This window comes from Sphingomonas abaci, assembly GCF_014199625.1.
Classification (GTDB): domain Bacteria; phylum Pseudomonadota; class Alphaproteobacteria; order Sphingomonadales; family Sphingomonadaceae; genus Sphingomonas; species Sphingomonas abaci.
Genome location: NZ_JACHNY010000001.1, coordinates 491,238 through 504,294 on the forward strand (window position 1 = coordinate 491,238; position 13,057 = coordinate 504,294).

Annotated in this window: 8 protein-coding genes; 4 read left to right on the forward strand and 4 right to left on the reverse strand. The window is 67.0% G+C overall.

The features are described from left to right. The first annotated feature begins 114 nt into the window (after positions 1 to 114). The 4 genes from GGQ96_RS02190 to GGQ96_RS02205 all read left to right on the forward strand — a co-directional run bounded on the left by GGQ96_RS02190 (position 115) and on the right by GGQ96_RS02205 (position 5,181). Complete coding sequence (locus tag GGQ96_RS02190; protein WP_221239745.1) at positions 115 to 2,646, forward strand: TonB-dependent siderophore receptor; 2,532 nt, start codon at positions 115 to 117, stop codon at positions 2,644 to 2,646. A gap of 74 nt (positions 2,647 to 2,720) precedes the next feature. Then, positions 2,721 to 3,806, forward strand: a complete 1,086-nt coding sequence (locus GGQ96_RS02195; RefSeq protein ID WP_184111079.1) for a purine nucleoside permease — start codon at positions 2,721 to 2,723, stop codon at positions 3,804 to 3,806. A 112-nt stretch (positions 3,807 to 3,918) separates the two neighbouring features. Next, complete coding sequence (locus GGQ96_RS02200; RefSeq protein ID WP_343058896.1) at positions 3,919 to 4,470, forward strand: phosphoribosyltransferase; 552 nt, start codon at positions 3,919 to 3,921, stop codon at positions 4,468 to 4,470. Positions 4,471 to 4,530: 60 nt separating this feature from the next. Next, on the forward strand, positions 4,531 to 5,181 hold the full coding sequence (locus GGQ96_RS02205) for a response regulator transcription factor (protein WP_184111083.1): 651 nt from the start codon (positions 4,531 to 4,533) through the stop codon (positions 5,179 to 5,181). A gap of 33 nt (positions 5,182 to 5,214) precedes the next feature. Here the strand turns inward: GGQ96_RS02205 and GGQ96_RS02210 are convergent, their stop codons facing one another. From GGQ96_RS02210 to ligA, 4 genes are all read right to left on the reverse strand, one after another. Next, on the reverse strand, positions 5,215 to 6,012 hold the full coding sequence (locus GGQ96_RS02210; RefSeq protein ID WP_125996570.1) for a LytR/AlgR family response regulator transcription factor: 798 nt from the start codon (positions 6,010 to 6,012) through the stop codon (positions 5,215 to 5,217). Then, on the reverse strand, positions 6,009 to 7,151 hold the full coding sequence (locus tag GGQ96_RS02215; RefSeq protein WP_184111085.1) for a sensor histidine kinase: 1,143 nt from the start codon (positions 7,149 to 7,151) through the stop codon (positions 6,009 to 6,011). Before GGQ96_RS02215 ends, GGQ96_RS02210 begins: the two co-directional genes overlap by 4 nt. A gap of 113 nt (positions 7,152 to 7,264) precedes the next feature. Further along, positions 7,265 to 10,651 carry a TonB-dependent receptor gene (locus GGQ96_RS02220; RefSeq protein WP_184111087.1) on the reverse strand — a complete coding sequence of 1,129 codons (3,387 nt, stop codon included), beginning with the start codon at positions 10,649 to 10,651 and terminating at the stop codon, positions 7,265 to 7,267. 193 nt (positions 10,652 to 10,844) lie between these two features. After that, positions 10,845 to 12,989, reverse strand: a complete 2,145-nt coding sequence (ligA, locus tag GGQ96_RS02225; RefSeq protein ID WP_184111095.1) for an NAD-dependent DNA ligase LigA — start codon at positions 12,987 to 12,989, stop codon at positions 10,845 to 10,847. Positions 12,990 to 13,057: the final 68 nt, after the last annotated feature.

The window sequence follows — 13,057 nt, forward strand, 5'->3', positions numbered from 1 at the left end:
GCGACGGCCGTGGCGACGGCGATCATGCACCGGCACGGACATGGGGGGAGAGGCAGGAACACGCGCGATGGACCGGTCCCGGGGAATGGATCGGCCGTCACAAGGGGGCTGACGATGATGACGCTTGCTTGCCCGGTCTCGACCGACCGACACGACGCGCAGCCGGTGCGCCGCGCCGGCCTGGCCATGATCCTGTCGCTGCTGTGCGGTACGGCGATGACTACGCCCGCCTCCGCCCAGGACGCGCCCGCCGCGACGACGTCCCCCGCGACGACACTCGTCCCGACGCCGACCCCCGCGTCGACCGAAGCCGAACCCCAGGCGGGTGACGAGATCGTCGTCACGGGCGCGCTCGGCGCCCTGCCGGTCAAGGATGTCGGTTCGGTATTCGGCTTCGACAAGACGCTGGTGGAAACGCCGCGCTCCGCCTCGACGATCAGCGTCGAACAGATCGAGCGGTTCGGCATCACCGACATCTACGATCTCGTCGCCCAGTCGCCCGGCACCTTCACCAACTCCTTCTTCGGCGTCGGCGGCGCGCTCGACATTCGCGGCACGCCGGGCGAGACCTATTTCCGCGGCGTCCGCCGGCTCGACAATGCCGGCAACTATCCGACCCCGATCGCGGCGGCCGACCGGATCGATATCGTGCGCGGCCCCGCCTCGCCCATCTATGGCCCATCCAAGACCGGTGGCTATCTCAACTTCGTGCCGAAATCGGCGCGGGTCGCGGGCGGCGCGCTGCTCAGCGGTCCGAGGGGCGAGGTCGGCTACACCGGCGGCAGTTGGGACCGCAACAATCTGCGCGCCGAGGTGCGCGGGCCGCTGCACCTGCCGGGCGCCGATCTCGGCTACAGCCTCTATGCGGAGGTCGAGGACTCGGGCAGCTATTACCGCAACATGTCGACCAAGCAGACGATCCTGCAAGGCGCATTCGACCATCAGTTGACCGACCGGGTCCGGATCGAGTTCGGCGGCCAGTACCAGAATTTCAAGGGTCAGCAGAATGGCGGCTGGAACCGCCTGACCCAGAAGCTGGTCGACGACGGCACCTATATCACCGGCACCGCCAAGCCGCTGGACACCAATGGCGACGGCCAGATCTCGCAAGGGGAGATCAACGCATCGATCCCCGGCGGCCTGTCGATCTTCGGCAATTTCTCCTGCCCCGACAGCACGTTCAGCCCCTTCGCCAGCGGCTTCACCAATGCCTGCTTCACCCGGACCTATCCGCAGCTCAACCTGGTCGATACCGGCACCACCACGCTCAGCCGCCGCGACGTCCTGACCGGCGTGAACGACAAGCTGCACAACCAGCAGACGACGCTCTACTACGACGTCACCTTCGACGGACCGGGCAAGCTGACCGTCAAGAACCAACTGTTCTTCGATCATACCCGCAATATCAACAACAACGATTACGGCTTCTCGCAGCGCGTCAGATCCTACGTCATCGAGGACAAGATCGTCGTCGCCAAGTCGATCGACACCGGCATCGGAACATTCTCGGGCCAGCTCTCACCGTCCGTACGCTACGTCCATTTCGACTATGGCGACGATTTCGACTATGAATATTTCTCACGTGTCGACCTGACGCAGGGCTATACGCCAGCCTCGAACCGACTGCTGGCGACCGAATGCAATTGCGGCTATACCGACCGCGTCTTCGGCCACACGACCGACTATGGCATCGCCGCGCTGGTCGACCTCGACTTCAGCTTCGGGCTCGATCTGCTGCTGGGTGGCCGCTACGATACGGTCGACGCTTCGTCGCGCTACGACACGGCGGTGATGGGACGGGTGCCGACGCTCGATGCGGCCAAGGGCAACGACGACGGCTGGTCGTGGACCGCCAGCGCCTCGTACAAGCTGCCCTTCGGGCTCATCCCCTATGCCACCGCTTCGCAGCAATCGACGATCGTGGTGGGCCAGGGCGCCGAGGTCCTGCCGGAGGCGGTGGCATCGGGCTTCATGTCGACCTCTCGTCTGTACGAGGGCGGCATCAAGGGAAGCTGGCTGGGCGAGCGGCTTTATGCGGCGCTGTCGGTCTACAAGCAGAACCGCACCGACTTCAACATCCAGTCGATCACCGTCAACCAGGCGGTCGAAACCAAGGGCGTGGAGGCCGAGGCCCGCTGGGCGGTCGACCGCCACCTGCTGGTGACCGGGGCCTATACCCATACGGAGGTCGTCAACCTGACCGGCCTGCAGGCCGGCTCGCTGTTCAGCTTCTTCGGCATCGAGGACCTGGTCAACGTCTCCGACCCGACGCTGTATCTGGGCGGGCAGCCGATCGGCCTGGTGCCGATCGCCAACCGCGATCAGGCCCGCCGCGCCGGCATCCCCGCCAACCTCTATTCCGCCACCGCCACCTATGGCTTCGACAACGGCCTGTCGGTCAGCGGCAGCGTCGTGAAGGTGGACTCGGTCTTTTCCGGCCAGTCGCAGGCGGTGCGCCTGCCCGGCTACACGCTGGTCGATCTCTCGACATCGTACCAGACCGGACCGTGGCTGTTCCGCCTGGTCGTCAAGAACGCGACCAACGCGCGCTACTTCCGGGCCAACTTCACCGAATTGTTCGGCAGCACGATCGTCCTGCCCGAACGGCCGCGCAGCTTCCTCGCCTCTGCCGTCTACAGATTCTGATGGTGGGCGCGGGTCCCCGAACGACTGCCCCGCGCCCCCATCCCATCCTGCCCCACCGCGCCGGAGTATCGATCATGCCCGCTTTCCTGCCCGGCCTGCTGCTCGCCGCCGCCGCGGCCCCCGCCGTGCCGGCCGCCGCCACCCCGCTCGCGCCGTGCGCGATCGCCGCGCCCTGCGCCCGCCCGCTGCCGGTGCGGATGGTGATCGTGACCATGTTCGAGATCGGCCGGGACGAGGGCGACACCGCCGGCGAGTTCCAGCTCTGGAAGACGCGGCGCAACCTGCACCAGCGCATCCCTTTCCCCAACGGCTATCACGACCTCTACTACAATCCCGACACGCAAATGCTGGGCATCGTCACCGGCGTCGGCTCGGTACGGGCGGCCGCGGCGATCACGGCGGTCGGCCTCGACGCCCGGCTCGACCTGTCGCATGCCTACTGGCTGGTCGCCGGGATCGCCGGCATCGATCCCGAGGACGCGTCGATCGGCTCGGCGGCCTGGGCCCGCTATGTCGTCGACGGTGATCTGGCGCATGAGATCGACGCGCGGGAGATCCCCGCCGGCTGGAGCACCGGCTATTTCCCGATCGACCGCAAGGGGCCGGACGACCCCGCGCCGCCCCGCCAGGATGGCGGCGAGGTCTTCGCGCTCAATCCCCGGCTGGCGGAATGGGCCTATCGGCTGACCCGCGACACGCCGCTGCCCGACGATCCGCGCATCGCTCGTGAACGCGTCCGCTACACCGACCATCCCCATGCGCGAAAGCCGCCCTTCGTGCTGATCGGGGACCAGTTCTCGGCCATGACCTTCTGGCACGGCGCGCTGCTCAACCGCTGGGCCAACGACCACACCCGCTATTTCACCCAAGGCAAGGGGCAGTTCGTCACCAGCGCCATGGAAGAGACGGGCACGTTGCAGGCGATCGCCTATCTCGCCCGGATCGGGCGCGTCGACAAGGATCGGGTGCTCGTCCTGCGCGCGGGCAGCAACTATACCCTGCCGCCGCCGGGGGTGACGGCGGCTGACTATCTGCTGCGCGAGAATGAGGGCTATGCCGGTCTCGCCGCCTCGGTCGAGAACCTCTACCGGGTCGGCGACCGGGTCGTCACCGAATTGCTCGCCCACTGGGACCGCTACGAGCGGACCCCGCCCGACTGACGCGGTCGCCGGGGCCGCCACCGCCCCTTCCGGCCGCGCGGATAGGACGGTATCAGCGGACGTGCGCATGGACGTCCCCGTCCGCCAGCCCTGCAACGATGATGGAAGTTCCGTGGTCCCCAAAGTCTATCTGTCCGCCGATCGCCTGCTCGAGGATTCCTTCCGGCTCGCCAACCTGGTCTTCGACTCCGGCTTTCGCCCGACCCATATCGTCGGCATCTGGCGCGGCGGGGCGCCGGTGGGCATCGCCGTCCAGGAACTGCTCGAATATCGCGGCGTCCAGAGCGACCATATCGCGATCCGCACCGCCTCCTATGTCGGCATCGACCAGCAGGACCCGCAGGTGCGGATCTACGGCCTGGGCTATCTGGTCGACGTCCTCAACCCGGAGGACCGGCTGCTGCTGATCGACGACGTGTTCGATTCGGGCCGTTCGATCCGCGCGGTGCTGAAGGAATTGCAGGAGCGATGCCGCAACAACATCCCGGACGTGGTGAAGGTCGCCACCGTCTACTACAAACCCTCGCGCAACGTGACCGACCTGAAGCCCGACTATTTCGTGCATCAGACCAATGACTGGCTCATCTTCCCCCACGAGATCAACGGGCTGACCGAGGCGGAAATCCGCGCGCACAAACATGGGGCCGATATCATCCTGCGCTGAGGCCGGCTGCCAGCCGGCGATCATCGGACCGGTCCTCGTCGTGCCTTCCTATAAAGACCTATGGACCGCCACGCTTCCGCCCCGCCGCTGCCCGTCTATATCGTCGATGCCTGCGACGATTTCCGCCGGGCGACCGCCGCGTTGCTGGCGGCGCGCGGCCACCGGGTGCAGGATTTCGCGGGGGCGGAGGCGTTCCTGGCGCAGGTGCCCGCGCCCGACGGCCTGTTGCTGCTCGACATACGATTGCGCGGGCGCAGCGGCCTCGCCCTTCAGGCGATGGTCGCCGCCCGTCCCGCACTGACCATCGTCTTCGCCAGCGCCACCGCAGAGGTGGCGGACGCGCTGGCCGCGATGAAGGCGGGCGCGATGGATTTCCTGGTCAAGCCGGTGCCGCCGCGCATCCTCATCCACACGGTCGAGCAGGGCCTGACGCGTGCCGCCGCCGCCCGCGCCGCCGCCGCCCGCGCCGCCGACGCCCAGGCCAATCGCCGCGCCTTCGGGAGCCTCTCCCCGGCGGAGCCGACGCTGGCGCCGCTGCTGGCGCGGGGGATGCGCAACACGGTCATCGCCCGGCGCCTGGCCAAGGCGGAGAGCACGGTGAAGAGCCAGCGGATCAGCGTGCCGCGCAAGATGGCGACGCGGACCAGTTCCGACCTGGCGACGAAGATGGAGGACATCGCCAGCCCGCCGTCGCACGGGCTGGCGGCCTAAGCTGGGAGCGGCCCGCAGCCCCCGCGCCGCGCCTCAGTGGACGAAGCGCGCCACCACGTCGCGATAGGAGCGGCTGACCTTCACCTGCGCGCCCGATCCCAGCACCAGGAAGCATTCGCCATTGGTGTGCGGCTTGACCTGCTTGACCAGGTCGAGATTGACGATGGTCGAGCGGTGGATGCGCTGGAAGCGGCGCGGGTCGAGCCGCTTCTCCAGGTCCTTCATCGTCTCGCGCAGGATCAGCGTATTGTCGCCCGTGTAGATGCACATGTAATCGCCGGCCGCGTCGATCCGCTCGATCGTGTCGACATCGACTCGGAAGATCTGGCCGCGATCCTTGATGTTGATGAGCTTCTCGAACCGGTTGGCGGCATGGTCGCCGCCATCGGCGATGTCGTCCACCGCCTCGGGCGCGACCTCCGCCAGCACTTCCTTCAGCCGGTCGGCCTCGCCCGCGCCGCGTTTTTCCGCAAGCCTTTGCCGCACCCGGTCGAGCGTGTCGCCCAGCCGGCTCTCCTCGACCGGCTTCATCAGATAGTCGACCGCCTGCGCCTCGAACGCGCGCAGGGCGTGGTCGGAATAGGCGGTGACGAACACGAACAAAGGTGGCTCCACCTCCATCAGCCCCTGCACGACGGAGAAGCCGTCGAAACCGGGCATCTGGATGTCGAGGAAGACTAGGTCGGGCTTGTGGGTCTTGATGGCCCGGATCGCCTCGCGGCCGTTCGAGCATTTCTCGATGATCTCAACGTCCTCGTGCGCCTGGAGACGCAGTTCGAGCCCCTGGATCGCGAGCGGCTCGTCGTCGACGAGGATGGTACGGATGGTCATGCGGCCTCTCTGTTCACATCTTCCAGCTGGAACGGGATCTCGATCTCGACCGAGAATCCCCCAGCGGGCATGGAGCGCGTTTCGAAACGCTGGTCCGGGCCATAGGCCTGCACCAGACGTTCCCTGATATTGGCGAGCCCCACGCCGGTTGAAAGGCTTGGCGTAACCCGCGCCTCATGCAAGCCGGGCCCGGTGTCGGATACGGCGATCTGCACCCGATCCCCGGCGAAGCGCACGGCGATGCAGATTTCCGCGCCCTCCTCCTGCGGCGTCACCGCATATTTGATCGCATTCTCGACCAAGGGCTGGAGCAGCAGCGATGGCAGCCGCGCGCGTTCGGCGCGCGGGTCGATGTCGAATTTGGGCCGCATCCGATCCTCGAACCGCATCTTCTCGATTTCGAGGTAGAGCTTCAGCGTTTCAACCTCTTGCGCGACGGTGACATGTGCGGTCGGCTCGTTGGCGAGCGTGTAGCGAAGGAAGGAGGACAGCCGGCTGAGCATCGCATTGGCCCGCTCGGTCTGCTTCAGCAGGACGAGCGTCGAGATGGAATTGAGCGTGTTGAACAGGAAGTGCGGGTTGAGCTGGTAACGCAGCATGGCGAGTTGCGCGGTCGATGCCTGCAGCTCCAGCATCCGCATCTCGTCGATCTGCTGCTCGACGATCAGGTAGAAGTTGATGCCAAAATAGAGCGCGGACCAGCCCGCCAGCACGGTCAGGTTGAAGAAGGAATAGCCGATCACCTTGGCCAGCGACACGCTGGGCTTGGCGGAATTGAGGAACGACCAGGTATAGGCCTCCAGCGTCGCATAGAGCGCGGTGGCGGCAGCCAGCGTGACCAGCGCCAGCACCACGCCGATCAGGCGCGGAAAGCGGCGATAGGCGCCGTAGAGCGTCGAGAGCAGCAGCGTGATGCAATAGCCGACGATCGCCGAGACGATCGCGGGAATGATGATCTCCAGCGAAAAGCCGTTGGACAGGCCCGACACTGCGCGCAGCACCAGGTATCCGGCCCAGCCGACCGCCTGAAGCGTCCAGAAGGCGCGCGCCTTGTCCTCGAAAAAGGGGCGGACGTTGAGCGCGAGCCGGCGTTCGGCGGTGCTGGGGCTCGGGGAAGCGGGGGCGGGTAGCGTAGCCATCGTCGTGGCGACGCATATACGCCTCGCCCGCCCCACGCAAAAGCGCCGCAAAAAAAGAAGGGCCGCCATCCCGGGGGATGGCGGCCCGATCATCGGTCCCGAAGGACGTTCGATCAGAAGGAGAACTTGGCGCCGATGCGCATCGAGTAGAGCGACTGGTTCACATAGAGCTGGTCGGTCGGCGCGGTGAACGTCGTGGCGTTGCTCGCCGGCGAGTAGCGATACTGGGCGCAGGACTGCGCCGCGCTGGTCGCCACCGTGCCCGCGCCATCGGCATTGCCGGCGGTGGTCAGGCACTGCACCCGGACGACGGCGGCGTTGTACGGGAAGGTGTACTCACGCTGCTGGCCCCACTTCCGGTTCAGGAAGTTGGTGAAGTTCTCGATGTCCGCGAACACGGTGATCCGCGACTTGCCAATGAAGGTCGGGAGTTCCTGGGCGACGTGCAGGTCGATGCGCGTGAACCACTTGGAGTGGAAGGCGTTGCGCGGCGCGACCTGGCCCCGGTACTTGCCCAGGCCCGACGCGTCGATGAACGCGTTGACGGCATTGCGGACCGCCGCCGAGCTGTACGACACCAGCGGATCGTTGGTCGTCGGCACGTACATCAGATAGCGGTTGCCGCCCGTGCCCGTGCCGGAGCTGACGCCGGTGGTGCCGAACACCGCCGAACGCGTGCCACCGAAATCCTGGAACGTGTAGCTGAACGGATGCCCGATCCGCGACTCGCCGAACAGCGCCAGCGTGGTCTTGTAATCGCCGAAGAAGGCATGATCGTAGTTGACGCCGTACTTGAAGAAGTACTTCACCTGATCGTTCGAGATGCCATAGGCGACATTGTTCGGATCGATGAACGCGCCGTTCGAATAGTTCGAGCCGGCGGTCGAGGAGGTCGCCGGGGCGGCATCCTTGACGTCCTGATAGGTGAAGCTGCCGTTGATGTTCAGGCCGAAGTCCCACGACTTGTCGAGGCGGGCGACGGCGATGTAGGCGCGGCCCTGCTTGGTATTGGTCAGCAGGATGTCAGTGTTGGTGTTGGTGCTCGCCGCGCCCGTCGGATCGGCGATATTATAGTAGCGCTGACGGCCATCCGGCGTGAGAGCATTCGCACCACCGATGATCGGCTGCGAACGGATGTCGGTGAAATAGACCTGGTTGCGAACCTTCGAGTAGAGGAAGTCCGCCCCGAACACCCAGTTGTCGCCGAGCGGGCCGAGGTTGGCGGTATATTCGCCCGAGATGGTGGCGCGCCACTGCGACGGCACCTTGAAGTTCGGGTCGATCGCGTTGACGTTTGACAGCGTCGAAACGGATGCATTCGTGACCAGGTTGTTGAGCGCGCCCGGGATGGTGTTGCCCGGCACATTGTTCAGCACCGCCGCGCCGATCGCGGCGTTGGTGGTCGCGCCGCTGAAGCCGGTGGCCGTGCGGTTGACCGAGACCGAGTTGGTCAGCACGCCGGTGTTCGAGAAGCTGTTCGACACATAGACGTCGGGCGTGCCACCGCCGAAGATGCCGCCGCCGCCGCGGATGCTGATCCGGCGGGTCGGGTGCCAGTCGATGCCGACGCGCGGCTGGAACAGGTTGTAGCCCGAGATGTTCGCGGTGTTGCCACCGATGATCTTGCGCTCGCCATTGACGATCGCGCCATTGGCATAGCGGTTCAGATAGGCGGTGCTGAGGGCCGGCATGTCATGCATCGCATACAGGTCGTAGCGCATGCCGTAATTGACGTTCAGCGTCGGCGTGACCTTCCACGCATCCATGATGCCGAAGGTGTAGCTCTGATAGTGGAAGTTTGCCGCGGCATCGTCCGGCACCAGCGACGGGATCGCGTTGCCATAGGTCACCTGGTTCGCCTGGCGATTGGTGAAATCCGCCAGCGAGTCGAAATAATAGTTGCCCGAGCTGTTCTGCAGGAACGAGTTGAACACCTTGACCGCCGCGACTTCGGTGAAGACCCGCAGGTCGTGGTCGTTCATGGTCAGCCGCGCCTGGACCAGGCCGCCCCAGGTCTCAGTGTTCAGCTGGTTGGTCTGGCGCGAGTTGTCCGGACCGAAGGAGATGACGCCGGCGCCGCCGTCGCATCCAGTCAGGCTGCCGCCGGTCGGGTTGGTCGGGTTGGTGCAGACGCGGAACTGAGCAAAGCCACGCCCCAGCAGCGGATCGGCGATGCGGGTGTAGTTCTTGTAGAAGCCGCGGATTTCGGTCGAGAAGTTATCCGACCAGTCCGAGTTCAGCTGAGCGACGCCGGTGTGCAGCCGGTTGCCCGAGACATAGGCGTTCGACGCCAGGCCCAGGCCCGTCGGCGCGTTGGCGAAGGTGTTGTTCAGCAGGTTGATGGCGTCGTTGGCATAGGTGTAGGTCAGCGCCAGACGCTGGGTGTCGGAAATGTTGGCGTCGATCTTGGCGACGACGCGGTCATCCTTGTCGCCCAGGTTGCGCAGCACGCCGCCGGTATCGTAATTATAGACCGACTTGGCGATCGCGCTGACCTGGTCGACCAGCGCCTGGGTGACGCCGGGGATGCCCAGGCCGACATTGTTGTCGGTGGGACCTTCCGCAATCGGACGGCCGCCGCGCAGACGCTCGCCGGCGACCATGAAGAACACCTTGTCGCGGATGATCGGGCCGTCCAGCTCGACGCCGAAATTGTCGACCTTGAAGTTCGGCACCACGACGCGCGTGTCCTTGGTGCGCTTGCCGACGAATTCGTCGCCCGACCGCGAGTAGAAGCCGGTGCCGTGGAAATTGTTGGTGCCCGACTTCAGCACGATGTTGATCGCGCCGCCCTGGAAATTGCCCTGGCGCACGTCATAGGGGGCGACCTGCGCCTGGAACTGGCCGATCGCGTCGAGCGGGATGGGCGAGCGCCGGCTGGGCAGACCATCGGTGTTGAGGCCGAAATTGTCGGTGATCGGCACGCCGTCGACGGTGAAGCGGTTGTAGCGGGCGTTCTGGCCGGCGAACGACACGGCGCGGCCGCCGGTCGGGGTGTCGTCCAGACGCGCGAACGGATCGCGCCGCTCCAGGTCGCGGATGTCGCGGTTGACCGTGGCGATGTTGGCGATCTGCGCGGCGTTCAGGACCGTGGTCGGCCCCTGCGAGATGGTGCGCGCGTTGGGCAGCTTGGACGCGGTAACGACGATCTCCTCGCCGCCCGCCGTCTCCGGCACCAGCTCGATCGGCAGGTCAAACGACTGGGCGACGACCGTGTTGATGTCGGTGACCTGGGCGTTGGTATAGCCCGGTGCGGCGACGCTGACCGTGTAGGGGCCGCCCGCGCGCAGGCCGGCCGCGTTGAAGTTGCCGTCGGCGTCGGTGGTGACGTTCGAGGTCGTGCCCGACGGCACGTTGACGACGGTCACGGCGGCGCCGGCGACCGGCGCGCCATTGGCGGTGACGGTGCCGCGGATCGTCGACGTCGTCTCCTGCGCCATCGCCGCCGCAGGCGCGATCAGCGCGACCGCAGCCACGCCCAGGAAAAGGTTGTTCCGCATCATATTCCCCTTTGAGCTTTTCTTGCTCGGACACTTACGGCTCTGCGGCCGGACGATCGCGCCCTGCCGGGACAATATGTCGGTTCTGTTACAGACTCGAGATGGTTCCGCGTACCCGATCAATCCGTTGCGGCGCGTGGCAAATACGCAACGGATTTACGGCGGGATTGTGTCAGCCCCCCTGCCCCGCCCGCTACTCCGCGGCGGCCACGATCGCTGCCCATTGCGCCTCGTCGATCACCCTAACCCCCAGATCCGACGCCTTTTTCAACTTCGAGCCCGCGCCCGGCCCGGCGACCACCAGATCGGTCTTCTTCGACACCGATCCGGAGACATGCGCGCCCAGCGCCTCGGCCTGGGCCTTGGCCTCGTCGCGGCTCATCGTCTCGAGCGAGCCGGTGAAGACCACGGTCTTTCCTGACACGTCCGACAGGCGCGTCTCGTGGACGACGTCGGTCGGCCGGACCTCGCGCAGCAGGTCGGCGACGACGGCGCGATTGTGCCGCTCGGCGAAGAAGTCGAGCAGCGCGTCGGCGACCTCGGGGCCGATGCCGGCGGTGTTGATCGCGCCGACCAGCGCGCGGGCGCGGCGCAGCACGAACTTGCGCTCGGTCTCGCCGATCGCCGGCACGGTCGCCCGGCGCAGGCGCAGCGCCTGGCGGATCATCGTCGCGAACCCTCGCGCCGAGACGAACCGTCGCGCCAGGTCGCGCGCGGTGATCGCGCCGACATGACGGATGCCGAGCGCGAAGAGGAAACGGTCGAGCGGAATCGCGCGCCGCTCGTCGATCGCCGCCAGCAGCTTGTCGACCACCAGCTCCGACATGCGCTCGCGCGCGACCAGCGCCGCGCGGTGGCGATGCAGGCGGAAGATGTCGGCGGGCGAGGCGATCAGCCCGTCACGGAAGAAATCCTCCACCCGCACCAGCCCCAGACCGGTGATGTCGAAGGCGTGGCGCGACACGAAATGGATCAGCCGCTCGACCCGCTGCGCCGGGCAGATCAGCCCGCCGGTGCAGCGCACCACCACCTCGTCCTCGCCGCGCGTCGCCAGCGATCCGCAGTCCGGGCAATGGTCGGGGAAGACGAAGGCCGGCCGATCGGCGTCGCGGGTCAGGTTCTCGACGATCTGCGGGATCACGTCGCCGGCGCGCTGCACCACCACCCGGTCGCCGGGCCGCACCCCCAGTCGTTCGATCTCGTCGGCATTGTGCAGCGTTGCGTTGGTGACGACGACGCCGCCCACCGTTACCGCCTCCAGCCGCGCGACCGGGGTCAGCGCGCCCGTCCGCCCGACCTGGATGTCGATCGCGCCCAGCGTCGTCTGCGCGCGCTCGGCCGGAAATTTGTGCGCGATCGCCCAGCGTGGCGTCCGGCCGACAATGCCCAGCCGCGCCTGCCAGTCGAGCCGGTCGAGCTTGTAGACCACGCCGTCGATGTCGAACGGCAGGTCCGCCCGCTCCGCCTCGATCGCGCGATACACGGCGAGCGCACCGGCCACGTCCTCGACGCGCGCGAAGGCCTTGGCGACCGGAAAGCCCCAGGCGCGGATCTGCGCGACCAACTCGGCCTGGGTCGTCGCCGTCATCGCGCTCGCCTCGCCCCAGCCATGCGCCAGGAAGCGGAGCGGCCGACCGGCGGTGACGGCCGGGTCCTTCTGGCGCAGCGACCCGGCGGCGGCGTTGCGCGGATTGGCGAACTGGCGCGCCTCCTTGCCCGCCGCCGCCGCCTCGGCAAGCAGCCGGGCATTGAGCGCGGCGAAATCCGCCTTGGACATGTACACCTCGCCACGAACCTCGAAGATCGCGGGTGCATCGCCGTGCAGGGCCTGGGGAATGTCGGCGATGGTGCGGACATTCTCGGTCACGTCTTCGCCGATCGCGCCGTCGCCGCGGGTCAGCGCCTGGACCAGCCGCCCGTCCTCGTAGCGGAGCGAACACGACAGGCCGTCGATCTTCGGCTCTGCGGTCAGCGCTACCGGTTCGTCGTCCGACAGGCGCAGGAAACGACGGACGCGGGCGACGAATTCGACGATGTCCTCGTCGGCGAAGCCGTTGTCCAAGCTGGTCATCGGCCGCGCATGGGCGACCTTGGCGAGGTGCGCGGCGGGGGCCGCCCCGACCTGGCGGCTGGGGGAATCGGCGCGGACCAGGTCGGGAAAGGCTGCCTCCAGCGCCGCGTTGCGCCGGACCAGCGCGTCGTAGGCGGCGTCGCTGATCTCGGGCGCGTCCTCGGTATGATAGAGGCGGTTGGCGCGCGCGATCGCCTGCGCCAGCTCGGCCAACTCGGCGGCGGCGGTCGTCGGGTCGGCCGGCAGGGATTCGGGCAAGGGGTCCATGGCCTGGGGTTAGGAAGCGGAAGCCGGCCCCGCAAGCCATGGCTTGCCCCCGGCCAACCCAAAGCAGG